Origin of the sequence: Schumannella sp. 10F1B-5-1, assembly GCF_006517535.1 — a bacterium.
GTDB lineage: Bacteria > Actinomycetota > Actinomycetes > Actinomycetales > Microbacteriaceae > Schumannella.
This window is the reverse complement of sequence record NZ_VHQH01000001.1, coordinates 303,462-325,207: the sequence shown is the minus strand read 5'-3', so window position 1 is coordinate 325,207 and position 21,746 is coordinate 303,462. Positions and strand designations below refer to the sequence as shown.

General features: G+C 72.1%; 23 protein-coding genes. 14 read left to right on the top strand and 9 right to left on the bottom strand.

Features of this window, described 5'->3' with window-relative positions:
- Positions 1 to 97: 97 nt before the first annotated feature.
- Positions 98 to 1,195 (bottom strand): hypothetical protein, encoded by a 1,098-nt coding sequence (locus FJ658_RS01560; protein WP_141143606.1) that lies wholly within the window; start codon positions 1,193 to 1,195, stop codon positions 98 to 100.
- Between the two features lie 59 nt (positions 1,196 to 1,254).
- Positions 1,255 to 2,091: a helix-turn-helix transcriptional regulator gene (locus tag FJ658_RS01555; RefSeq protein WP_141143657.1), complete on the bottom strand. Its 837-nt coding sequence runs from the start codon at positions 2,089 to 2,091 to the stop codon at positions 1,255 to 1,257.
- A gap of 102 nt (positions 2,092 to 2,193) precedes the next feature.
- On the opposite strand from FJ658_RS01555, the gene FJ658_RS01550 reads away from it, so the two are divergent.
- The 4 genes from FJ658_RS01550 (at position 2,194) to FJ658_RS01535 (ending at position 6,602) form a co-directional block, all read left to right on the top strand.
- The gene (locus tag FJ658_RS01550) at positions 2,194 to 2,952 is read left to right on the top strand and encodes an SDR family NAD(P)-dependent oxidoreductase (protein ID WP_141143605.1); all 759 of its coding nucleotides are present in this window, start codon (positions 2,194 to 2,196) and stop codon (positions 2,950 to 2,952) included.
- 245 nt (positions 2,953 to 3,197) lie between these two features.
- A complete protein-coding gene (locus FJ658_RS01545) occupies positions 3,198 to 4,151 on the top strand; it encodes a cation diffusion facilitator family transporter (protein ID WP_255447494.1) in 954 nt (317 codons plus the stop codon).
- 374 nt (positions 4,152 to 4,525) lie between these two features.
- Positions 4,526 to 6,253 carry a sodium:solute symporter family protein gene (locus tag FJ658_RS01540; protein WP_141143603.1) on the top strand — a complete coding sequence of 576 codons (1,728 nt, stop codon included), beginning with the start codon at positions 4,526 to 4,528 and terminating at the stop codon, positions 6,251 to 6,253.
- Positions 6,254 to 6,278: 25 nt separating this feature from the next.
- Positions 6,279 to 6,602, top strand: coding sequence for a hypothetical protein (locus FJ658_RS01535; protein WP_141143602.1), 324 nt, complete (start codon positions 6,279 to 6,281; stop codon positions 6,600 to 6,602).
- An 87-nt stretch (positions 6,603 to 6,689) separates the two neighbouring features.
- Here FJ658_RS01535 and FJ658_RS01530 read toward each other — a convergent pair whose 3' ends face one another.
- Entirely contained in the window at positions 6,690 to 8,153 is a 1,464-nt protein-coding gene (locus FJ658_RS01530) for an MFS transporter (RefSeq protein ID WP_255447493.1), read from the bottom strand.
- A 122-nt stretch (positions 8,154 to 8,275) separates the two neighbouring features.
- Between FJ658_RS01530 and FJ658_RS01525 the strand changes: the two genes are divergently transcribed.
- The 4 genes from FJ658_RS01525 (at position 8,276) to FJ658_RS01515 (ending at position 10,893) form a co-directional block, all read left to right on the top strand.
- Positions 8,276 to 9,229 (top strand): class II glutamine amidotransferase, encoded by a 954-nt coding sequence (locus FJ658_RS01525; protein WP_141143600.1) that lies wholly within the window; start codon positions 8,276 to 8,278, stop codon positions 9,227 to 9,229.
- Positions 9,226 to 9,366, top strand: a complete 141-nt coding sequence (locus FJ658_RS15940) for a hypothetical protein (protein ID WP_181408277.1) — start codon at positions 9,226 to 9,228, stop codon at positions 9,364 to 9,366. The genes FJ658_RS01525 and FJ658_RS15940 overlap by 4 nt, the downstream gene beginning before the upstream one ends.
- 38 nt (positions 9,367 to 9,404) lie before the next feature.
- Positions 9,405 to 10,436: a phosphotransferase gene (locus FJ658_RS01520; protein WP_181408276.1), complete on the top strand. Its 1,032-nt coding sequence runs from the start codon at positions 9,405 to 9,407 to the stop codon at positions 10,434 to 10,436.
- Between the two features lie 88 nt (positions 10,437 to 10,524).
- On the top strand, positions 10,525 to 10,893 hold the full coding sequence (locus FJ658_RS01515) for a hypothetical protein (RefSeq protein ID WP_141143598.1): 369 nt from the start codon (positions 10,525 to 10,527) through the stop codon (positions 10,891 to 10,893).
- A gap of 51 nt (positions 10,894 to 10,944) precedes the next feature.
- On the opposite strand, the gene FJ658_RS01510 is transcribed toward FJ658_RS01515, so the two are convergent.
- Positions 10,945 to 11,871 (bottom strand): DMT family transporter, encoded by a 927-nt coding sequence (locus tag FJ658_RS01510; RefSeq protein ID WP_255447492.1) that lies wholly within the window; start codon positions 11,869 to 11,871, stop codon positions 10,945 to 10,947.
- A gap of 324 nt (positions 11,872 to 12,195) precedes the next feature.
- Here FJ658_RS01510 and FJ658_RS01505 point away from each other — a divergent pair, with 324 nt between their 5' ends.
- Positions 12,196 to 12,741 carry a rhodanese-like domain-containing protein gene (locus FJ658_RS01505; protein ID WP_141143597.1) on the top strand — a complete coding sequence of 182 codons (546 nt, stop codon included), beginning with the start codon at positions 12,196 to 12,198 and terminating at the stop codon, positions 12,739 to 12,741.
- 426 nt (positions 12,742 to 13,167) lie between these two features.
- Here FJ658_RS01505 and FJ658_RS01500 read toward each other — a convergent pair whose 3' ends face one another.
- Complete coding sequence (locus FJ658_RS01500) at positions 13,168 to 14,736, bottom strand: MFS transporter (protein WP_141143596.1); 1,569 nt, start codon at positions 14,734 to 14,736, stop codon at positions 13,168 to 13,170.
- 168 nt (positions 14,737 to 14,904) lie between these two features.
- Between FJ658_RS01500 and FJ658_RS01495 the strand changes: the two genes are divergently transcribed.
- Positions 14,905 to 15,639, top strand: a complete 735-nt coding sequence (locus FJ658_RS01495; protein WP_141143595.1) for a TetR/AcrR family transcriptional regulator — start codon at positions 14,905 to 14,907, stop codon at positions 15,637 to 15,639.
- Between the two features lie 7 nt (positions 15,640 to 15,646).
- On the opposite strand, the gene FJ658_RS01490 is transcribed toward FJ658_RS01495, so the two are convergent.
- Positions 15,647 to 15,928 carry a hypothetical protein gene (locus tag FJ658_RS01490; RefSeq protein ID WP_141143594.1) on the bottom strand — a complete coding sequence of 94 codons (282 nt, stop codon included), beginning with the start codon at positions 15,926 to 15,928 and terminating at the stop codon, positions 15,647 to 15,649.
- 184 nt (positions 15,929 to 16,112) lie between these two features.
- Here FJ658_RS01490 and FJ658_RS01485 point away from each other — a divergent pair, with 184 nt between their 5' ends.
- From FJ658_RS01485 to FJ658_RS01475, 3 genes are read left to right on the top strand one after another with little or no spacing between them, the layout of a single operon-like run.
- Positions 16,113 to 17,327: a type III polyketide synthase gene (locus FJ658_RS01485; RefSeq protein WP_141143593.1), complete on the top strand. Its 1,215-nt coding sequence runs from the start codon at positions 16,113 to 16,115 to the stop codon at positions 17,325 to 17,327.
- Entirely contained in the window at positions 17,324 to 17,881 is a 558-nt protein-coding gene (locus FJ658_RS01480; protein WP_219995684.1) for an isoprenylcysteine carboxyl methyltransferase family protein, read from the top strand. Before FJ658_RS01485 ends, FJ658_RS01480 begins: the two co-directional genes overlap by 4 nt.
- Positions 17,878 to 19,122 (top strand): NAD(P)/FAD-dependent oxidoreductase, encoded by a 1,245-nt coding sequence (locus tag FJ658_RS01475; RefSeq protein ID WP_141143592.1) that lies wholly within the window; start codon positions 17,878 to 17,880, stop codon positions 19,120 to 19,122. The genes FJ658_RS01480 and FJ658_RS01475 overlap by 4 nt, the downstream gene beginning before the upstream one ends.
- Before the next feature lie 151 nt (positions 19,123 to 19,273).
- On the opposite strand, the gene FJ658_RS01470 is transcribed toward FJ658_RS01475, so the two are convergent.
- On the bottom strand, positions 19,274 to 19,810 hold the full coding sequence (locus tag FJ658_RS01470; protein WP_141143591.1) for a MarR family winged helix-turn-helix transcriptional regulator: 537 nt from the start codon (positions 19,808 to 19,810) through the stop codon (positions 19,274 to 19,276).
- A gap of 40 nt (positions 19,811 to 19,850) precedes the next feature.
- Here FJ658_RS01470 and FJ658_RS01465 point away from each other — a divergent pair, with 40 nt between their 5' ends.
- Positions 19,851 to 20,081: a hypothetical protein gene (locus tag FJ658_RS01465; protein WP_141143590.1), complete on the top strand. Its 231-nt coding sequence runs from the start codon at positions 19,851 to 19,853 to the stop codon at positions 20,079 to 20,081.
- A 246-nt stretch (positions 20,082 to 20,327) separates the two neighbouring features.
- Here FJ658_RS01465 and FJ658_RS01460 read toward each other — a convergent pair whose 3' ends face one another.
- A complete protein-coding gene (locus FJ658_RS01460; RefSeq protein ID WP_141143589.1) occupies positions 20,328 to 21,005 on the bottom strand; it encodes an HAD hydrolase-like protein in 678 nt (225 codons plus the stop codon).
- A 194-nt stretch (positions 21,006 to 21,199) separates the two neighbouring features.
- A complete protein-coding gene (locus FJ658_RS01455) occupies positions 21,200 to 21,694 on the bottom strand; it encodes a DUF427 domain-containing protein (protein WP_141143588.1) in 495 nt (164 codons plus the stop codon).
- Positions 21,695 to 21,746: the final 52 nt, after the last annotated feature.

Genomic DNA, 21,746 nt, shown 5'->3' with positions numbered 1-21,746 from the left:
CTTCTCCGGGCGAGTGGCCCCATCCGCGGTTCAGGCGCGTTGGTAGGGAGCAGCACCCGAGTGATCCAGGATGATCGGCGCGGGCGAGCGCTGTCGGTTAGAAGGTTCTCGGTGGCCTGCCGTGACCCGGAAGCTCGACCCATTCAGTTCGCGCCGAATGCATTTCGTCGTACCAACTAACGAAGAATCGCACGCCATGTTCGTAGCCTCGGTCGCTCAGCGAGCCAGCAAAGGATGCGGTGTTCTCCCCGGAGACGTTCTCCCAATGACCGGCAGAAGCGAGGCGGAGATCCTCGTCGGGCTCGATTCGAACCTCGAGTGCGACGCTGCGCGCTACGGAGTTCCGCAGAACAAAGTCCATTTCGTCGCCGGTGTTGTCCTCGTGGATGGACCAACGCGGAGCGGGAAGCGGAAGTGGCGGGAGATCCGGAGGGACGGGTGTCTCTGGGGTCGAACTCGAACGCGCCTCTGCCAAACCCGCTGCATGGCCACGGGCAAACGCAACCTCGCGAGACTCGATTGGCGCAGTCAGTGCCTCCGGCAACATGAAGACATCCCTCGAGTGCTCGTCGCCGTTTGGGTCACGCCATGACACGCGGAAAACGACGCCCTCATTCCTTCCTCGCTCGGTAGCCGTGCCGCGGAACCAACGAGCTGTTGATGATCCACCAGTCGATGGATTCCAGCGCCCCTGGAAGAAGACATCGCCGGACATGCGGAACAACTCGTCCGGTGCCGTCACGACCACGTCCCATGCCTCAGCGCCACGGTTCGTCATCCAGAACATTGCTTCGTCGCCGAAGAACGAGTCTTTTGCGTCGATTGCCCACGCTGGCTCATTGATGACGACGGCAGCTCTCTCGTCGGCAACTTCTTTGCTCCGGGCCGTGTAGCCCGCTGCGTATCGGGCGTCTGAGTGTTCACGCACCGTCTTCGCTCGAGACACGACCGGTCGGGTGTCCCGCATCCAGCTCGCGAAGTGAATCCAGATTCGGCGTCGCCAGTAACGGTTCGTCACTGAGAGGACGAACCCGGCTAGTGCGGCTGCGAGAGCGACTACGAGAACGCGTTGCCACAATTCGAGGTGGTCCGTCACCGCGTTTACCAACACGCTCGGCCCTAAAAGAATAAGACCGCCGACGACGTTAGAGCCGAGATTGCTCTGGCTCCAAGGTCCATTCTCACGCTCGGTCACAGGCCGACCATATCTGCGAAGTCGGACACCAGAGCGGGCGCGCGCGGCGCCGCACGTGCTCACGCGAAGCTCTGCGCGCCGATCACCGCCAGCAGCTCCAGCTTCTCGACGCTCGGGGTGCCCGGCGTCGCCGTGAAGACGAGCAGCACCTGTCCGCTGTCCGCGTCGGTCAGGGTCTGACAGTCGAGCTCGAGCTCGCCGACCTCAGGATGCGCGAACCGCTTGCGCCGCGGATGCTTGAGCCGCACATCGTGCCGCGCCCAGACCTCGGCGAACTCCGCGCTCGACGCAAGCAGCGCATCCACGATGCGGGTCGCGCGCTCGCGGGTCGCCGGGTTCGAGTACGCCGACCGCAGCTCAGCCGTGAAGACGCGCCCGTGTTCGGGCTGGTCGTCGCGCGGATAGACGTCGCGGGTCGCCGGCTCCATGTACCAGCGGTAGACGTTCGAGCGCGCGAGGCCGGTGCGCTGTGTATGGTCGCCGAGCAGCGCGCGGGCGAGCGGCGTCTGCACGAGCGTCTCGCCGAGGTCGGTCAGAACCATCGCGGGGGTGTCGCCGAGGCGGTCGACGATGCGCTGCATGCCGGGAGCGACATGTGATGCCGCGTGCGCCGTCTCGGGCGCCGGATGCCCGGCCAGCCGGAACAGGTGGGCGCGCTCGTCGGCGTTGAGGCGCAGCCCGCGGGCGATCGCGGCGAGCATCTGGTCGGAGGGCTGAGGTCCGCGCTGCTGCTCGAGCCGGCTCCAGTAGTCGGTCGACATGCCGCTCAGCTGCGCGATCTCCTCGCGCCGCAGCCCGCCCGTGCGGCGGCGGGGTCCGCGGGGCAGGCCGACGTCCTCCGGCTGCAGCGCCTCGCGGCGGCTGCGCAGGAAGTCGGCGAGCTGGCTGCGGTCCACGGCATCCATCCTGCTCCTCGTCGCGTGGCCCTGACCAGGGATCGCCGCTCCCTGGATGAGCGCGTCCTGGTGAGCAGTGGATGCGCGGCGCACGCTGGAGCCATGACCGAGAAGATCACCCTCATCACCGGCGGCGGACGTGGCCTGGGTCGCTCCGCCGCGCTCGCCCTCGCCGACGCCGGACAGGACGTCGTCATCACCTACCGTGCCTCGGCGGATGCCGCGGCCGAGGTCGTCGCCGAGATCCAGGCGAAGGGCCGCAAGGCCGTCGCCCTGCCGCTCGACACGACCGAGTTCGACGCCTTCCCGGCGTTCGTCGCCGCGCTGCGCGAGACCCTGACCGCGACCTGGGGTCGCGACAGCTTCGACCACCTCTTCAACAACGCCGGCATCGGCATCACGACGCCGGTCGGCCAGACCACGGCCGAGCAGATCGACCAGCTCTTCGACACGAACGTCAAGGGCGTCATGCTGCTGACCGAGGCGCTGCTGCCCGTGATCGCCGACGGCGGCCGCATCCTCAACGTCTCGAGCGGACTCGTCCGCTACACGGCCGGCGCGCCCTACGGCGCCTACGCCGCCACGAAGGGCGCGATCGAGGTGTGGACCCGCTACCTCGCCGCCGGGCTCGGCGCCCGCGGCATCGCGGTCAACGCTCTCGCCCCGGGCGCCACGGCGACCGACTTCGGCGGCGGCTACCTGATGAGCGACGAGTTCCAGAAGCAGGTGTCGAGCGTCACCGCGCTCGGACGCGGCGGTCAGGCCGACGACATCGCCCTCGCGGTCGTCACGCTGCTCTCGCCCAGCGCGCGCTGGATCAACGCCCAGCGCGTCGAGGCCTCCGGCGGCGCCTACCTCTGAGCCGACGCGGCGCGCTCGCGCGCTGATCGCGCCCCTCGGAGTCGTCGAGTTGCCCAGTTCTGCCGCGTTCCGTCCCCGGAACGCGACCGAACTGGGCAACTCGCCCATCGCGCCTCGTGAGTTGCCCACTTCTGCCGGACCCCGTGCGCGACAAGCCGCGGAAGCGGGCAACTCACGATCGGGGCGGCGGGACGTTCGATCGCTCCTGCGGCGGGCCGTGGATGCGCGGGAGTAGCGTCGCCCGCGTGACCGTCGTCATCGCCCTCATCGCCAACGTGCTGGTCGCATCCGCGAAGACGGTCGCCGCCGTCCTCACCGGTTCGGCCGCGATGTTCGCCGAGGCGGCGCACTCGTGGGCCGACGCCGGCAACGAGGTGTTCCTGGTGTTCGCGGATCGGGCCGCGGCGCGCCCGCGTGACCGGCAGCATCCACTCGGCTTCGGCCGGGATGCGTGGCTCTGGTCGCTGTTCGCCGCGATCGGCGTCTTCGCGGTCGGCGCGACCGTGTCGATCTTCCACGGCATCACCGAGCTCGCCGACCCGGAGCCGGCCGGCGACTACGTCATCAACTACATCGTGCTGGCGGTCGCGTTCGTGCTCGAGGGCACGTCGTTCCTGCAGTCGATCCGTCAGGGCCGCAAGCGCGCTCGCGAGACCGGGCGCGAGTTCCTGCCCTACGTGCTCGGCAGCTCCGAGTCGACGCTGCGGGCGGTGTTCGCCGAAGACGGCGCCGCGCTGATCGGCATCGTGCTCGCCGCGGCCGGCATCGCCCTGCACCAGGTCACCGGCATCGCCGCGTTCGACGCGATCGCGAGCATCCTGATCGGCCTGCTGCTCGCCGTCGTCGCGCTGTTCCTCATCGACCGCAACCGCCGCTTCCTCATCGGCGGCGCGCAGGGCGGCAAGCTGCGCGACTGGATCGTCGGCCTGCTCGAGAGCCGCCCCGAGATCGACCACGTCACCTACCTGCACGTCGAGGTCGTCGGCCCGAACCGGCTGTTCGTCGTCGGCGCGGTCGACCTGCTCGGCGACCAGCCCGAGCACACGGTCGCCGACAAGCTGCGGGCCATCGAGGATGCGCTCGAGGCCGAGGAGATCATCCAGACCGCGGTGCTGACCGTCGCCTCGTATCGTGAGCCGAGCATCCACGACCCGGATGCGCTGCTCGACGCCGACCCGGACGCCGACGCCGCCCGCTAACCGGCACCGAGCGCGGCGCTCGATCGCCGAGTTGCCCACTTCGGTCGGGTTCGCGCGCCAGAACCCAGCAGAACTGGGCAACTCGCGATCCGAGCGAGCACACGCGACGCGGCACACGCGACACCTGAACCCCGCCCGCCCGCGCCCGCGCGATAGCACCTGAGTGCGACCTGCGCGAGTTGTGTCAGCGCTGTCAGCGTGTGGCAGAGTCCACTCCCGGCGCGATTCCGGACACCGTCCTGGACGCGCGCTACGACCACCCCCGCGATGAGCGACCCACGGCCAGGCCAGCACGGCTGCCCCCGGTTCGCGCAGCGCCGCCCACCGGCGGAGGTTCTCGTTCCCGATCGATGACGAATCCGGAGAGGACCCGCATGGCATTCGCGCCTGCAGCACTCGCCCTGAGCCCGGCCGGTGCGATCCGCGCCGCCACCCAGGGCATCCGCCTCGACCTGACCTGGGTCGACTACCTGATGCTGCTGATCTACTTCGGCGTCGTCATCGGCATCGGCTTCATCGCCCGCAAGCGCGTGAAGTCGAGCATGGACTTCTTCCTCAGCGGACGCTCGATGCCCGCGTGGATCACCGGCCTCGCCTTCGTCAGCGCCAACCTCGGCGCCACCGAGATCCTCGGCATGGCGGCGAACGGCGCGCAGATCGGCATGGCGACGCTGCACTACTACCTCATCGGCGCCGTGCCGGCGATGGTGTTCCTGGGCCTCGTGATGATGCCCTTCTACTACGCGTCGAAGGTGCGCAGCGTTCCGGAGTTCATGCTCCGCCGCTTCGGCAAGGCCCCGCACCTGGTCAACTCGCTCGCCTTCGCGGTGTCGAACGTGCTGATCGCGGGCATCAACCTGTTCGCGATGGCGATCGTCATCGAGGCGATGCTCGGCTGGTCGCAGTGGCTGGCCATCCTGGTCTCGGCCGCGTTCGTGCTGGTCTACATCACCCTCGGCGGGCTCTCGAGCGCGATCTACAACGAGGTCATGCAGTTCTTCGTGATCATCGCCGGCCTCGTGCCGCTGACGATCGTCGGACTCAACCGCGTGCACGGCTGGAGCGGCCTGGTGGATGCGCTGAACAAGACCGAGAGCGCCGAGCTGCTGCATACCTGGGTCGGCACCGGCTTCGGCGACGAGTCGAACCCGATCGGCGCGAACTGGCTGGCGATCGTGCTCGGCCTCGGCTTCGTGCTGAGCTTCGGCTACTGGACCACCAACTTCACCGAGGTGCAGCGCGCCTTCAGCGCGAAGAACATGTCGGCCGCGCGGCGCACCCCGCTGATCGGCGCGTTCCCGAAGCTGCTGATCCCGTTCATCGTCGTCATCCCGGGTCTGATCGGCGCGGCGACGATCGGCAACCTGCTCGCCGACCCCGACTCGGGCGTGACCTACAACGAGGTCATCCCGAAGCTCATGCAGATGTACCTGCCGACCGGCGTGCTCGGCATCGCCGTGACCGGTCTGATGGCGTCGTTCATGGCGGGCATGGCGGCCAATGTGTCGAGCTTCAACACGGTGTTCACCTGGGACATCTGGCAGCGCTACATCAAGAAGGACATGCCCGACGAGCACTACCTCAAGGTGGGCCGCTGGGTCACGGTCGTGGGCGTGCTGATCGGCGTCGGCACCGCGTTCATCGCGGCCGGGGCGCAGAACATCATGACCTACATGCAGACGCTGTTCTCGTTCTTCAACGCCCCGCTGTTCGGCGTCTTCATCCTGGGTCTGCTGTGGAAGCGGATGTCGTCGGCCGGCGCGCTCTGGGCCTACATCGCGGGCATCATCGCTCCGACGGTCGTGTTCATCGCCTACCAGGTGAGCGTCGCGAACGGCGACCCGATCTTCGCCACGGCGACGTCGGAGACGCTCTACGGCGCGATGATCTCGTTCGGCACGGTGCTCGTCGTCGGCGTCGTCATCAGCCTGCTGACGAAGGCCAAGCCGGTCGGCGAGCTGAAGGGCCTGGTCTACGGCGTCGGCAAGATCGACGTCACGCAAGACCACGTCGCGGGCGACACCAAGTGGTACCGCTCGCCCGCCCTGCTCGGAACCGTGGCCCTCGCCGGCTGCGTCGCCCTCTACCTGCCGTTCCTGTGATCCGGGATGCTGAAGGAGTTCTCGAATGAGTGAGAAGAACCTGACCTCCGAGCAGGAGGCCCTGGTCAAGTCCACGCGGCGCTTCGATCTGCGTCGCATCCTCGGAGCCCTGTTCGTGGTCTACGGACTCATCGTGGGCATCACCGGCTTCGTGACCGTGGGCTCGACCGACGAGCTCGAGCGCACCGGCGGCATCGCGATCAACCTGTGGACGGGCGGCGCGATGCTGGTCGTCGGCATCCTCTTCTTCGTGTGGGATCGGCTGTCGCCGGTGCCCGCCGAGGACATCGTGAAGAGCGACGAGCAGGTCGAGGCCGAGCGCGCCGAGGGCGAGGCCAAGGTCGACTGACCCGGCGACCTGCGCCGAGCTCGCCGAGTTGCCCGGTTCTGCCGCGTTCCCGACCCGGAACCCGGCAGAACCGGGCAACTCGCCTGTCTACGGGGTGGGGGTCCGCGCGTCGTAGGCCCGGAACGACGGCTGCAGCCGCAGCAGCACCGCGATCAGCCCGATGATCAGCAGCCCGCCGAGCAGCGGCGGGAACCACAGCGCCACTGCCGTCGCGAACACGCCGACATAGAGGTCGCCGACGCGCGGCCCGCCGGTCACGACGACCGTGAACACGCCCTGCAGGCGTCCGCGCATCGAGTCGGGCGAGGCCATGAGCATCATGGTCGAGCGGAAGATCGCGCTGAACTCGTCGCTCACGCCCATGCCGACCAGCGCGAGCGTCGCGAGGGCGAGCGCGACCCAGTTCACCGCATCCAGCTCGGGCCCGACCTCGCCGAACCAGCCGGTCGCCATCGCGGCGAGCACGAGTCCGAAGCCGGCGACGAAGGCGCCGTAGGCGGTGATCGCGCGGCCGACGGCGAGGCCGTGATGGTGGATGTGCGCCACCGGTCCGCTGAACACGCTCGCCAGGAACGCCCCGACCGCCATGCCCGCGGTCAGCACGCCGACCGTGATCGAGCCGCCGCCGATCAGCACCGCGCCGACGGCCGGGAACACCGTGTGCGGGCGCCCGAAGGTCATCGCCACGATGTCGACCAGGAACGAGAGGCGGATGTTCGGCGCGCGCTTCAGGAACTGCACGCCCTCGACGAGCGACGCGATACCGGGCCGCCCCACCTTCTCGAGCGGCGGCAGCTTCGGCAGGGTCAGGATGCCGGCGAACCCGGCCAGGAACAGCACCGCATCCACGGCGAAGGTGATCGGGAACCCGGCCGCGGCGACGAGCACGCCCGCGACGGCGGGGCCGACCATGACCATGACGCCGATCGAGATGCCGTTGAGCGCCGCCGCCCGGGCGACCATGTCGGCCGGCAGGATGCGCGGGGTCACCGCCATGCGCGTCGTGTTCGAGATCGTGGCGGCGACCGCGTTGATCGTCGTGATCACATAGAGCGGCCAGACGGCGACGGTGCGGTCGTGGTCGTGCGCGACGGCGTCGACCACGGCGATCACGATGAGCGCGAGCGTCGACAGCCAGCCGGCCAGCGCGCTGATGATGAGCACGAGCCGGCGGTCGAAGGCGTCGGCGAGCATCCCGCCCCAGAGTCCGGCGACGATCATCGGCACCAGCGAGATGACGCCCACGAGCGAGACGGCGAGCGTCTTCGCGGCGGCGCTGCCCGGCGTGATGTCGTAGATCAGCAGGCCGACGGCCACGATCGTGAGCTGGGCGCCGATGCCCGAGATCGCGCCGCCGATCCAGATGCGAGCGAACGCGGGCGAGGCGCGCAGCGGGGCCAGGTCGACGAAGCGGCGCCGCTTGGTGGGGTGGGCGGGTTGCGCGGGGTCGGCGGTCTCGCGCTGCTCGGGGTCGGTCTGCGGGGTGCCGGTCTGGCCGTCCTGCGGCTGCTCCGACGGGGATGCGGTGCTGGTCTCGTCGGGTTCGCTCACTGGCCCGAGCGTAGTGCCGCGACGTGCAGTCTCTGCAGGTTCCGCGCGCATCCCGCCGGCTCGCGGTCGGCGGGGCCTCCGTGACGCGCGTACCGTTGAGCCCCTGGAGGTCGATCCCGCCCATGTGCCGTCTGCTCGCTTACGCCGCGCCGCGTCCCGTCACCGTGCAGCAGGTGCTCGGCCGCGATCAGAGCGCCGTGTTCCAGGACATGGCGCGCCTGCACCGCGACGGCTGGGGCACGAGCTGGCTCGACGCCGGCGGCGTGCACGAGCATCGGGATGCGCATCCGCACGACGCGGGCGACGCCTCGGCCGGGCGCTCTGACCTCGCCGGCCGTGCATCCACCGGCTCCTCGGGCCGTGCCGACACCGCCCGCACCGACGGCGCCCGCGCCGCGCGCCTGCGCCGCCGCGCCTCCGACCGCAGCGGACTCGACGACGCCGACCTCACGACCGCGCTCGCCGACGACCCGGCCACGGCTCGCCTCGTGCACCTGCGCCTCGCGACCGACGGCATGATCTGCTCGCCGCAGAACACGCATCCCTTCGTCATCGACGGGCTCTCGTTCGCCCACAACGGCTCGCTCACGCCGGTCGAGCGCTTCGAGGATCTGGTCGCGCCCGAGCTGCGCGGCGACATCGAGGGCGAGACCGACAGCGAGCGCTACTTCGCCGCGATCCGCACCCGGATGCTCGCCGGCGACGGGCTGCGCGAGGCCGTCGTCGGCACGGTCGCCGAGCTGCGCTCCCGCTTCCCGCGGGCGAGCCTCAACGCGATCCTGCTCACCCCGACGCACCTCGTCGCGGTGCACGCGAGCGAGCGCAGCGGCATCCCGCGCGCCGAGCTCGCGGCGACCGGTGTGCCCGAAGAGCAGATGCCGTTCGAGAGCCTCAGCGCCTACTACCTGATGCGCTACCGCCGCGACGACGACGGCACGACCGTCTTCGCCTCGTCGGGCCTCGACGTCGCCGAGTGGACGCCGCTGCCCGACGAGTCGGTCGCGGTCGTCGACTTGGCTACCCTGGAACTCGACGTGGTGCCGCTGACGGCATCGGTCGGTGCGGAGGCGAAGTGAACGGGTTCCTGAAGTTCTGTGCGGTGGTCGGCACCGGCATCCTCATGGTGATCGGCGCGGCCGTGACCGTGTCGGCGCTCGTGCTCGCCGGCGTGAGCATCGCCAGCATCGCCAGCGGCGGAACCCTCTTCAACTGAGCTCGTCGGGGCCGGCGCAGACCGTGTCGGGCGCGGGCGTGTCGGCCGCGACGGCGTCAGGCACGACGACCGGCACCGCTCGGCCGCGGCTGCACGCCGACGAGGTGGACATCGACCCGGATGCGGTGCGCCGCGCCCTCGACGCGCAGCACCCGCGCTTCCGCGACCTGCCGCTGACACCGCTCGCGGGCGGCGGCACCATCAACCGGGTGTTCCGTCTCGGCGACGAGCTCGTCGTGCGCGTGCCGCTGATCGAGTGGGGCGCGCGCGACGCCGAGCGCGAGGCGCGCATCCTGCCCCGACTGCACGGGATGCTGCCGGTCGCGACGCCCGAGCTGGTCGCGCTGGGTGCGCCCGCGCCCGGCATCCCGTGGAGCTGGACCGTGCTCGACTGGCTGCCCGGTCGCTCGCTCAGCGCGGCGATGCGGGCGGCGGAGGAGAGCGGGGCGACGCGGGATGCGGTCGGCGCCGACGCCGCCGACGCCGGCCTCGGCCGCCTGCTCGGCGAGACCCTCGCGACGCTCGCCGCGATCGAGGTCGACGGCGACACCCCGCTCGAGACCGGCGGCGGAGACCCGGTCGCCGAGCGCGCGACCCTGATCGACGGGCTGCGCGCGGGCGCTGCGCTCATCGACGTGCCCGCTGCGGTCGACCGGCTCGAACGCGACCTCGCGCATCCACTGACCCCCGTCGTCGGCGTCGCCGGGGTCGCCGGGGTCACCGGAGTCAGCGGGACCCCCGGCCGCGCCCGCGCCTGGACCCACGGCGACCCCCTGCCCGGCAACCTCGTCGTCGACGGGGCGGGCGCGCTGACCGCGATCATCGACTGGAGCAGCGCCGGCGCCGGCGACACGACGCACGATCTCGTCGCCGCGTGGTGGACGGTCGGCCCGCTCGGGCGCCGCGCGCTGCGCGAGGTGCTCGATCCGTCGGAGGCCGACTGGCACCTCGCCCGCCTGCGGGCCTGGCGCAAGGCTGCCGCCGCGGTCGGCTACTACGCCGGCAGCAGTCCGATCTTCGCCGCGGATGCGCGTCGCGCGATCGAGCGGCTCGTCGCCGACGCGGACTGACCCGATGCCGACCGAGCCGACGCCGACCGAGCGGCCGCGCATCCACTGCTCTCGACGACAGGTGTAACCCGAACGCGACACGATCGCCATGTCCACCGTGCCCGCCTCGCTCGATGCGCTGATGCACATCGAAGGCGCCCGCGCCGTCGCCCTCGTCGACAGCGGCACCGGGATGCTGCTCGGCGGCCTGGGAGGGCTGGGCGGCCAGTTCGACCTCGAGGCCGCCGCCGCCGGCAACACCGAGCTGCTGCGCGCCAAGGCCCGCACCGCCCGCGCGCTCGGCCTGCCCGACGCGATCGACGACGTGCTGATCACGATGACGAGCCAGTTCCACATCCTCATTCCGATGCGCCGCGCGCCCGACGTGTTCATCTACCTCGTGCTCGACCGCGACCGCGCGAACCTCGCGATGGCGCGCCTCAAGACCCGCGAGATCGAGAAGCAGCTCATCCTCTGACCCTCGTCGGCGGCGGGCCGCCCGGGCGGACCGCGGTGCGCTGACCCGTGCTCAGGCGAGCGGCTCCTCGGTGGGGAGCCGCGCATCCCGTCCGGTGTCGCCGGGCCCGCTCGACCCGCGCCGCTGCGCCGTGACGACCGCGCCGATGCTCGCCGCGATCACGAGCGCGATCGCGACCAGGTCGAGTGGATGCACGGCCTGGTGCAGCACGATCAGCCCGGCCGTCGCGGCCAGCGCCGGCGAGAGGCTCATCAGCACGCCGAAGGTCGCCTCGGTGATGCGGCGCAGGGCGAACAGCTCGAGGCCGTACGGGATCGCCGACGACAGCAGCGCGACCGCGAGTCCGAGCCCCAGGTGCACGGGCTGGATGAGCGCGGCGCCGGCGGTGGCGATGCCGAACGGCAGGCTGAGCAGCGCGCCGATCGACATCGCCAGGGCGAGTCCGTCGAGGCGGGCGAAGCGGCGGCCGGTCTCGGCCGACGCGAGGATGTAGCCGATCCAGCAGGCGGCGGCGACGAGCGCGCACAGCACGCCGACGACCTCGAGCCGGCTCAGGTCGACGCCGCCGAGCAGCACGACTCCCACGACGGCGAGTCCTGCCCAGACGAAGGCGAGCGGCTTGCGTCCGATGATGACCGACAGCGCCAGCGGACCCAGCACCTCGATCGTGACCGTGATGCCGAGCGGGATGCGGTCGAGCGCCAGATAGAAGGCGCCGTTCATCACCGCGATCGCGACGCCGAAGCCCACGACGACCGCCCAGTCGCGGCGGCTGCGGCCCCGGATGCGCGGCCGCGCGATCGCCAGCAGCACCAGCGCCGAGAACACGAGACGCAGCGCGACCATGCCCAGCGCGCCGACCGACGGGAAGATCAGCACCGCGATCGAGGCGCCCACGTCCTGGCAGGCGAGCCCGATCACGACCAGCACGGCCGCGGTCGGCGGCGCGCTGGTCCAGGAGGGGAGGGTGCGCGCCACGGCTCCAGTCTTCCGCACGTGCGGGCCGTCGCCCGTCAGCGCGTGTGCGCCCTCGTGCGCTGACGCAACTCAGCACGGATGCGTCGGGCCGCCCCGCGCGGGTCGAGGGCGGCGATCGGTGCTGAGTTGCGCCGACCGGGAGCCGTGTCCAGGCCGATCCCGGTGACGCAACTCAGCAGGGATGCGTGGGGGTGGCCCGCGCGGGTCGCCGGCGGCGATCGGTGCTGAATTGCGTTCCCGACCGTGCACGCGGTGGCGGATTCTCGCGCGCGGCTGGCGGGAACGCGCGCGACGACGTGAAACGGCCGCTCGTACGCTGGCGGCATGAGCAGCGCATCCACTCTCGACGCGACCGCGCCAGCGACCGAGGCGACTGGCACCGGCACCGCGACCGGCGCCACCGCGGCGATCGGCGGCGGACCCGACGCGGCCGCCCGCGCCGCCGCGGTCGAGCACTTCGCGGCGAGGCTGCGCTACGAGACCGACCCGAGCGACGTCGCGGCCGCGCTCGCCGCGGACGAGACGTTCGTGCTCGTCGACACGCGGGGACACAGCTCCTGGCACCAGGGCCGCATCCCCGGCGCCGTGCACCTGCCGACCGCCGAGATCGACGAGCGGGCTCCGCGCGAGATCCCGCTCGGCACGCCTGTGGTCGTCTACTGCTGGGGTCCGGGATGCAACGGCAGCACCAAGGCCGCCCTGCGATTCAGCCGCCTCGGCTACGCGGTGCGCGAGATGATCGGCGGCTTCGAGTACTGGGCCCGCGAGGGTCTCGGGGTCGTCGATGACGACGGGGAGCTGAACATCCCGCTCGATGTCTTGACCGCACCCCGTCCGGTAGGGAACGGTGTGATCACGTGCGACTGCTGAACGCCTGAGCAGGTCGCGCCGGATCCACTGAACCACCGCACCGCACCACCGCGTCCGATGTCGGGCGCGCCGCTCACAGACCACCGCCGCCGTGCTCCCGGGTCGCCGTGCAGGGACGACTCGCCGGATGCGCGGCGGCGGTTCCTTCTGCCCACCCCCGCCGCGCGCTTCTGCCGGGCGGGGTGCTGGGGGTGCCGCAGGCGTGCGCGGTTTCGGATGGGTGAGCCATCCGAAGCGACATACGGCTCGACGGGTGCGCTCATCCGAAACGATGTGCAGCGCCCGTGCACGGAAACCGGTGAGCGGGACGCTCGAGCCGCTATCCGGCTCGGTGGCCACGCTCACCGGTTTCCGTGCACGTGAGTCAACGACAAACGAACGAACGAACGCACGCACGCATGCGCGCGCGGCCTCCGCCGACGGGCGTCAGTCGGTCAGGGCCGGGATGCGCGGCGCGCCGTCTCCCGACGACTCGCCCCGCGCATCCACCGCACCCGCGCTCGCCTCGGCGCCAACGGCACCGGCCTCACCAGCGTCACCAGCAGCACCAGCGTCAGCGCCAGCAGCACCGGCACCCCCGCGCCGCGCCCGCCCCGACGGCAGCACGAGTCCGATGAGCGCCGCGGCGAGCAGCACGGCCGCCCCCGTGATCACGGCGGGCTGGGCCGCGGCGACGTAACCGGTCGGCGTGAGCTCGCCGCCCGCGCCGGTGAAGATCGCGGTGAGCACGGCGATGCCGAGGGCGACCCCGATCTCGCGCACGGTCGAGTTGACGCCCGACGCCTTGGCGTGGTCGGCGTCGACGAGCGTCGCGAGCAGCGCCGTCGACGACGGGGCGAAGACGAGCGCCATGCCGACGCCGGCGACGATGAACGGCGCGACCAGGTCGAGGTAGGCGACGTCGGCGCTCATGACGGACGCGATCCAGAGCAGGGCGACGCCCTGCAGCAGCATGCCGGCGACGATCAGCGCGCGGGTGCCGATGCGCGGCCCGAAGATGCCGGCGAGCGGGGCGACGATGACGGGCGCGAGCGTCCACGGGGTGGTCTGCAGCGCGGCCTCGAACGGCGACGACCCCTGCACGACCTGCAGGAACTGGATGAGGATGAACACCGCGCCCATCGAGCCGAAGCTGAACGCGAAGCCGACCACGTTGACCACCGAGAACGAGCGGTCGCGGAACAGCCGCAGCGGCATCATCGGGCCCGTCGTCAGGTGCTGGCGCACCACGAACGCGACGAGCAGTGCGGCGGCCAGCACGAGCTCGGCGATGACGCCGAGCGAGTCCCAGCCGTCGTCGTTGCCGCGCACGATCGCGTGCACGAGCGCCAGCACGCCGACGCCGGCGAGCAGCACGCCGGGAACATCCAGTCGCTCGCGTCGCCCGCGCACCTCGGTCAGCACGATCAGGGCGAGCGGGATGCTGATGATCGCGACGGGCACGTTGATCCAGAAGATCGCCTGCCAGTTCCAGCCCTCCATGACGGCGCCGCCGACGAGCGGCCCGAGGGCGACGCCGAGGCCGCTGACGCCGCCCCAGATGCCGATCGCGAGCGGGCGCCGCTCGGGACGCACGGCCCCGGCGACGAGGGCGAGCGACAGCGGCATGACGGCCGCGCCGCCGAAGCCCTGGATGGCGCGGGCCGCGATCAGCTGCCACGGCTCGGAGCTGAGGGCGGCGAGGGTCGAGCCGATGCCGAAGACCGCGATGCCGATGAGGAAGATGCGGCGGCGGCCGAGCCGGTCGCCGAGCGCCGAGGCCAGCAGGATCGTGCCGGCGAAGGCGAGCGTGTAGGCGTTGACGAACCACTGCAGCTGCTCGACGCTGGCGCCGAGCTTCTCGTGCAGCACGGGCAGGGCGTTGGTCATGACGAGGTTGTCGAGGGTCGCCATGAACATCGGCAGGGATGCGGCGAGCAGCACGAGCCCGAAGGGGCGCGCGCGGCGGGTGCGCGGACCGGCGGCGGTCGCCGCGGGGGAGGTGTCGGTGGACATCGGTTCTCCTGTGTCGAGAGGGAGTGTCGTGGATGTGGTGTCGAGTGGATGCGGCTGCCCCGCCGTGGCGGGTGCGGTGCGGCTTCCCTGGACCGGCCGGCTGCGCATCCGGTCGGTTGTAATCAACTGATTACCGCAACGTAGTAAACGTTTGATAACCTTGTCAACATGAGCCCGCGGAACTCGTCTCGAACGGCCGGCGCCGGCCGCGCATCCACCGATCTCGACGGCGCGGGTCGAGCCGGCGGCGCCGGTGCCGGCGTCGTCGCCGACGGCGCCCGCCCCGCCCGCATGAGCTCGGAGGAGCGCCGCGCGCAGATCCTCGCCGCCTCGATCGCCGTGTTCGGCGCGAAGGGCTACGACGGCGCGACCACCGACGACCTCGCCCAGGCGGCCGGCGTCAGCCAGGCCTACGTGGTGCGCATGTTCGGCTCGAAGCAGGGCCTGTTCATGGCCGCGATGGAGTCGGTCGCCGATCGTCTCGAGGTCGACTTCCGCGCCGCCCTCGACGAGGCCGACGCCGCGCTGCCCGTCGGCGCGACCGATGAGCAGCGCACCCACGCCCGCAAGGAGGCGATGAGCGTCGCCTACCTGCGCCTGCTGCAGGAGCGCGGACTGCACCTCACGATGCAGCACGCCTTCCTGCGCGGCGGCGACCCCGCGATCGGACCCGTCGCGCGCGCGTCGTTCGGGCGCATCTGGCGCTTCATCCGCGAAGACGCCGGCTTCGACGCCGAGTTCGGCAAGAGCTTCCTCTCCTACGGCATGCTGCTCAACACCCTCATCGGGTTGCGCATGGTCGACACCGACGGCACCGGCGAGGCCGACGAGCTGCTCGCCCTCTGCTTCCCCGACCTGGATGCGGTGGCCGGCGTCGTCCCGCGCGCCGACGAGCGCTGGTAGGCCTGGGTCAGACCTCGCCCTGCGCGACCAGCACGCCGTCGACCCAGGCGTAGACCGGCTGCGCGCGGAATCCGGCCATGAAGACCGGGCGGTGCTTCTCGATGTGCACCGCGTGGGGTTCGTTCACGCCGACCACGAGGTCCCACTGGGCGACGAGCCCGCCGAACAGGCGCGTCTGCTGGATGATCGGCACGCCGTCGACCGTGATCATCGTGCCGCCCCACATCTTGTCGAAGCTGAAGCTGACGAGGTGCACCTCGTTGACGCCGACATAGAAGTTGAGGATCACGCGGTCACGCTAGCGCCGATCCGCTCCGGCGGGCGATGGGCAGGGCTGCCCGGCGCGGCCCCAGTTCTGGGCGGGCGCTCGGCACCGCCGCGGCACCGATCGCGCCGCCCCGCGATCCTGTGCTTCGCCCGTGCAGCGCGGCCCGCGCGCGCATCCGGTCGCGCGCCGCTGACACGATGGCGCCATGTCGCGCATCGTGGCCGTCGCCCCGGTCCTGCCGCCGCACTCGGCGGCGCAGGGCGAGATCACGGCCGAGCTGGTGCGCGCGCTCGGGCTCGACGCGCCCGAGCTGCGGCGCGAGCGGGCGGTGTTCGAGCGGATGCACGCGGGCACGCGCATCCATCGCCGCAGCACCGTGCTGCCGCTCGCGCGCTACGCCGACCTCGACTTCGACGAGGCCAACCGCGTGTGGCGGGATGCCGGAGCCGACCTGGGGGAGGGGGCCGTGCGCGCCGCGCTCGCGCAGGCCGGACTCGCGCCGGGCGACGTCGACCACTTCTTCTTCACCTCGGTGACGGGCGCGGCGGCGCCGTCGATCGACGCGCTGCTGGCCGGGCGGCTCGGGTTCCGACGCGAGCTGAAGCGCATCCCGTCGTTCGGGCTGGGATGCGTCGCCGGCGCCGCCGGGCTCGCTCGCGTGCACGACTACCTGGCCGGGCATCCCGACGGGGTCGCCGTCGTGCTCGCGGTCGAGCTGTGCTCGCTCACGCTGCAGCGCGACGACCGCAGCGTCGCGAACGCGGTCGCGACGGGGCTGTTCGGCGACGGGGCGGCGGCGGTCGTGGTGGTGGGGGATGCGCATCCACTGGCCGTTGCGGGGGCGCGTGCGAGCGGTGGCGTCGCCGACGCGGGAGCAGGCGCGGGCGGCGGCGCTGATGCCGGCGCGGGAGCATTTGCGGGCGGCGGCATGGAGATCGTCGACACCCTCAGCAGCCTCTACCCCGACAGCGAGGGCGTGCTCGGCTTCGATCTGGGCGGCACGGGCTTCCGCATCGTGCTCACCGCCGAGGTCGCGGGGGCGATCGACGCGAACTTCGCCGCCGACGTGGATGCGCTGCTCACCCGCAATGCCCTCACCCGCGCCGACGTGGGGTCGTGGGTCGCGCACGCGGGCGGTCCGCGGGTGCTCGAGGCGTTCGCGGCGGCGCTCGAGCTGCCCGACGGAGCGCTCGACACCGCGTGGCAGTCGCTCGCCGAGAGCGGCAACCTGTCGTCGGCATCCGTGCTGCACGTGCTCGCCCGCACGCCGTCGCAGCCGCCCGGAACCTGGGGGCTGCTGTTCGCGCTCGGGCCCGGCGTCACGAGCGAGATCGTGCTGCTGCGGTGGGGCGGGGGCGTCACGGCCGGCGCTGTGGGTGAGGTCGGCGCTGTCGGGGTCGATGCCGGGGGCGCCGCGTGACCAGCGCCATCCTGTTCACCGTCTTCGTCGTCGCGACCGGCGTCGAGCGGATCAACGAGCTGCGCATCTCGCGCCGCAACGCGACGGCCGCCTTCGCGCGCAGCGGGGTCGAGCACGGGCGACGGCACTTCCCGTGGATGGTCGCGCTGCACACGGCCCTGCTCCTCGGCGCGGTGGTCGAGGTGTGGGCGCTGGATCGTCCGTTCATCCCGGGGCTGGGATGGCCGATGCTCGCGATCGCCGTCGCGTGTCAGGCGGCCCGGCTCTGGATCATCGCGAGCCTCGGCGCCCAGTGGAACACCCGCGTGATCGTGGTGCCCGGAGCCGAGCGCGTGCGGCGCGGGCCGTATCGCTGGGCGTGGCTGCCGCATCCCAACTACCTCGTCGTCGTGGTCGAGGGCGTGGCGCTGCCGCTCGTGCACACCGCCTGGATCACGGCGCTCGCGTTCACGGTGCTGAACGCGGTTCTGCTGCTCGGCTTCCGCATCCCGGTCGAGGATCGGGCGCTGCGGGCGCTCGCCGCGCCGTCCGATGCGGCAGGCTCGGGGCGATGAGCGACGTGGATGCGCGGCCCGAGCCGGGCGCGGAGGAACCCGGGCCGGCGGCTGCCGTCGACGCCGATGTCGATCGCGTCTCCGTCTCCGACGTCGTCTCCGACGTCGGCGTCGACGTCGACGTGCTGATCGTCGGCGGAGGCCCGGTCGGGCTCGTCGCCGCGATCGAGGCGTGCCTCGCCGGGCTCTCGGCGGCCGTCGTCGAGCACCGCGACGACCCGCTCGACAAGGCCTGCGGCGAGGGGCTCATGCCGGGCGCGCTCCCGCTGCTCGGACGCCTCGGTGTCGCCCCGCACGGGCTCGCGCTGCGCGGCGTGCGCTACAGCGACGGGCGGGTCGCGGTCGAGCACCGCTTCCCCGAGGGTGCCGCGGTCGGCCTCGGCGTGCGCCGCACCGAGCTGCATCGGGCGCTCGCCGAACGCGCCGAGGCGCTCGGGGCGCACTTCATCCGGGCGAAGGTCGACCGGATATCCCAGGACTCCACGTCCGTCTCCGCGGCCGGGATGCGCGCCCGCTGGCTCCTCGCCGCCGACGGCCTGCACTCGGGGGTGGCGCGGCAGCTCGGGCTCGAGCGTCCCGCACCGCGGCGGCGCGCATCCCGTCGCTTCGGACTGCGGCGCCACGCGCGCATCGCCCCGTGGACCGAGCTGATCGAGGTGCACTGGACCTCGCGCGCCGAGATCTACATCACCCCCGTCGACGACCGGCTGGTCGGCGTCGCCGTGCTCGGGCCGCAGGGACTCGGCTTCGAGGAGGCGCTCGCCGAGGTGCCGGAGCTCGTCGCGAAGCTCGCGGGCGCGGGCGCGGGCGCGGGCGCGGGTGCGGGTGCGGGTGCGGACCTGCGCACCGACGCGCCTGATGCTGCGCGGGCGAACCCCGCCGACCTCGCCGCGATCGAGTGGGCCGGACCGGTGCTGGGCGCCGGGCCGTTCCACCGTCGCACCCGTCGCCGCGTCTCCGGACGCGTGCTGCTCATCGGCGACGCCGCCGGCTACGTGGATGCCATCACCGGCGAGGGACTGCGCCTCGGCTTCGATCAGGCGCGCGCCGCGGTGAAGCGCATCCGGGCGGATGATGCCCTGCATTACGAGGCGGACTGGTTCCACCTCACGCGCAGCTTCCGCCGCATCACGGGAGCGCTCGCGGTCGCCGCGACGTCGCCGCTGCGGGCGCGGATCGTGCCGCTCGCTGCGGCCCGCCCGCGCTGGTTCGGCGCGATCGTCGACCGCCTCGCCCGCTGACCCCGATTCAGGGTCCGGCCCTCGGCAACTCAGCATCGATGGGCCGAATCCGCCGATTCCGTGGCAGATCCGGCATCCGGTCCTGAGTTGCGAACGACGAGTCTGCTGCGATGCCGGCGCCGAGCCGTCGCGACGCCCGCGCCGACCCGCGTCAGCGCTCGATGCCCGCGAGCAGCCCGGTCAGCGCATCCCGCACGTCGGTCAGCTGCTCGACGCTCATGCCGAGCCGCTCGACGACCTGCCCCGGAACCTTCTCGGCCTCGCGGCGCAGCGCGACGCCGGCGTCGGTGAGCGACACCGCGAGCGCGCGCTCGTCGGCGGGGTCGCGGCGGCGCTCGACCAGTCCGGCCGCCTCGAGGCGCTTCACGAGCGGACTCAGCGTCGCCGACTCGAGACGCAGCGTCGCGGCGAGGTCACGCAGGGTGCGCGGGCTGCGCTCCCAGAGCGCGAGCATCACGAGGTACTGCGGGTGCGTCAGTCCCATCGGCTCGAGCACCGGCGTGTAGACCGACACCACGCTGCGGGCGGTCGCGACGAGCGCGAAGCAGAGCTGGCGGTCGAGCGCGAGCGGGTCGTCGACGAGCGAGGGCGTGGATGCGGTCGGAGCGGTGGATGCGGGACCGCTTGCGCCGACGGGACGAGCCGTGGATGCGTCGCCATCTCGGTCGTCGTCGGGTCGCGCATCCATGTCGCCAGCATAGTGCCCGAATAGTTAGTACACTAACGATATGGCCGAGAGAACGCGCTGGTGGGACCGCCTGAACAAGGCCCTGTACCCGTACCTCGGGCCGGCGCAGCTCGGGCCCGGGCGCGGCGGCGAGCGCACGGACGCGCCGCCGCCCGCGATCTGCCCCCTCTGCGGGCAGGCGATGAGCGGTCACGAGATCGAGCGCTCCACCGACGGGCACACGCCGACGCGCCTGCACTGCCCGGTGCCCGGCGCGTCCCCCGCCGCCTGACGCACCGCGGGAGCGCGACGCAACTCAGGAGGATCGTCGCGCGATGCGGCGCGCGCCCCACCTGAGCGCAGATCTCCTGAGTTGCGTCGGGGGAGTGGCGGGAGAATCGGCAGGATCGGCGACTGGTGGTCGATGGGATCGGCGGTCCTGCGGGCAGCGCCACCCGGTCAGGCCCCCGCCGCTCATCCCGCCCCGCCTCGCTCGGGCCGCGCCGCCTCGCTCGGGCCGCGCCTTGGCGTCACCCGCTCAGGCCGCGCGGTCGGCGGCGAGTCCGAGGGCGGTGAGCAGTGCATCCGCGTCGTCGACGACCGCGACCGCGCCCGCCTGCTCGGCCGGGGCGCCGTATCCCCACGTGACCAGGATGGTCGGCACGCCGTGCTCGGCGGCGCCCTCGATGTCGTGCTCGCGGTCGCCGATCAGCACCGGCGCGCTGAGGTCGGCGCCGTCGGCGCGCAGGCGACGCAGGGCCTCCTCGACCACATCCGCCTTCGCGCTGCGGGTCTCGTCGGCGCTGGCTCCGGTGATCTCGTCGAACAGGTCGGCGATGCCGAAGCTCTCGAGGATCGTGGTCGCCGGCCCCTCGGGCTTCGACGTCGCGAGCGACAGCGGCAGTCCGGCGGCCTTGATCGCGCGCAGCACCCGGTCGACGCCGGGGAACATCGACGCGTCGTTCACGCCGTGCGCGATGTAGTGCGGGCGGTAGATCGCGAGCGCGGCCTGGGCGCCGGCCTCATCCAGCCCCATGAACTCGCGGAACGAGTCGAGGATCGGCGGCCCCACCCACTTCATGAGCTCGGCCGGCGTCGGCACCGGACGCCCGAGCTGCTCGTAGGTGTACGCGAGCGAGGCGATGATGCCGGGCGCCGAGTCGGCGATCGTGCCGTCGAGGTCGAACAGCACGGCGGTGTAGGACGAGGAGCTCATAGCCCCTCCAGGCTAGGCCGCGCGGGTGAACGGCTCCTGCCCCCGAGCCGGGGTCGTGGATGCGCGGCGCCGACGCGGCTCGGGCTCGCAGCGTTCCGCGTTCCGCGTTCCGCGTTTCGGATGAGGTGAGACGCCGAGCCCGATTGCGGCTCGGACGTGCCCCTCATCCGCAACGAGGACCGTCGCCGCCGCGCTCACCACCCCATCGAGCCGGGGGCGCCCTTGAAGGGGCCGGCCACGTCGGACGTGATCCACCCGCCGTAGAAGCCGCCCGGCTGGGGGATGACCGTCTCGCCGTCGACCGTGCACGCATCCATGGGCGCGGGGTAGATCGCGACGCGGTCGGCCAGCGCCTCGTAGCCGGGGAACGGGGTCGGGTAGTTCCACGCGACGCGCTCAGCCGTGACGCCGCCGGCCGTGAGGGTGAAGTAGCGCGCTCGTCCCTTGAACTCGCACATCGACGCGCCCTCGGCAGGCTGCACGACGCTGTCGGCCAGATCGGAGATGCGCACGTAGTAGACCGGCGGGTGGCTCGTCTCGAGCACGCGCACGACATCGCGCGTGTCGACGATGCGCTCGCCGCCGAGGTCGATCGTCACGCGACGGTCGACGGCCTCGACACGCGGCGGACGCGGGTAGTCCCAGACCGACTCCTGGCCGGGCCCGGGCTTCTCGGGGGTGGGGCGCATGACGTCAGGCTACGCGGGGTGCGACGAGCGGATCGGTGCGCAGTGCCCCTCG

Excerpts from the sequence above, each read along its gene's own strand:
- FJ658_RS01550 (WP_141143605.1), top strand. The coding sequence starts at position 2,194 with ATGACCGAGAAGATCACCCTCATCACCGGCGGCGGACGTGGCCTGGGT.
- FJ658_RS01540 (WP_141143603.1), top strand. The coding sequence starts at position 4,526 with ATGGCATTCGCGCCTGCAGCACTCGCCCTGAGCCCGGCCGGTGCGATC.
- FJ658_RS01535 (WP_141143602.1), top strand. The coding sequence starts at position 6,279 with ATGAGTGAGAAGAACCTGACCTCCGAGCAGGAGGCCCTGGTCAAGTCC.
- FJ658_RS01525 (WP_141143600.1), top strand. The coding sequence starts at position 8,276 with ATGTGCCGTCTGCTCGCTTACGCCGCGCCGCGTCCCGTCACCGTGCAG.
- FJ658_RS01515 (WP_141143598.1), top strand. The coding sequence starts at position 10,525 with ATGTCCACCGTGCCCGCCTCGCTCGATGCGCTGATGCACATCGAAGGC.
- FJ658_RS01505 (WP_141143597.1), top strand. The coding sequence starts at position 12,196 with ATGAGCAGCGCATCCACTCTCGACGCGACCGCGCCAGCGACCGAGGCG.
- FJ658_RS01500 (WP_141143596.1), bottom strand. The coding sequence starts at position 14,736 with ATGTCCACCGACACCTCCCCCGCGGCGACCGCCGCCGGTCCGCGCACC.
- FJ658_RS01495 (WP_141143595.1), top strand. The coding sequence starts at position 14,905 with ATGAGCCCGCGGAACTCGTCTCGAACGGCCGGCGCCGGCCGCGCATCC.
- FJ658_RS01485 (WP_141143593.1), top strand. The coding sequence starts at position 16,113 with ATGTCGCGCATCGTGGCCGTCGCCCCGGTCCTGCCGCCGCACTCGGCG.
- FJ658_RS01475 (WP_141143592.1), top strand. The coding sequence starts at position 17,878 with ATGAGCGACGTGGATGCGCGGCCCGAGCCGGGCGCGGAGGAACCCGGG.
- FJ658_RS01470 (WP_141143591.1), bottom strand. The coding sequence starts at position 19,810 with ATGGATGCGCGACCCGACGACGACCGAGATGGCGACGCATCCACGGCT.
- FJ658_RS01465 (WP_141143590.1), top strand. The coding sequence starts at position 19,851 with ATGGCCGAGAGAACGCGCTGGTGGGACCGCCTGAACAAGGCCCTGTAC.
- FJ658_RS01460 (WP_141143589.1), bottom strand. The coding sequence starts at position 21,005 with ATGAGCTCCTCGTCCTACACCGCCGTGCTGTTCGACCTCGACGGCACG.
- FJ658_RS01455 (WP_141143588.1), bottom strand. The coding sequence starts at position 21,694 with ATGCGCCCCACCCCCGAGAAGCCCGGGCCCGGCCAGGAGTCGGTCTGG.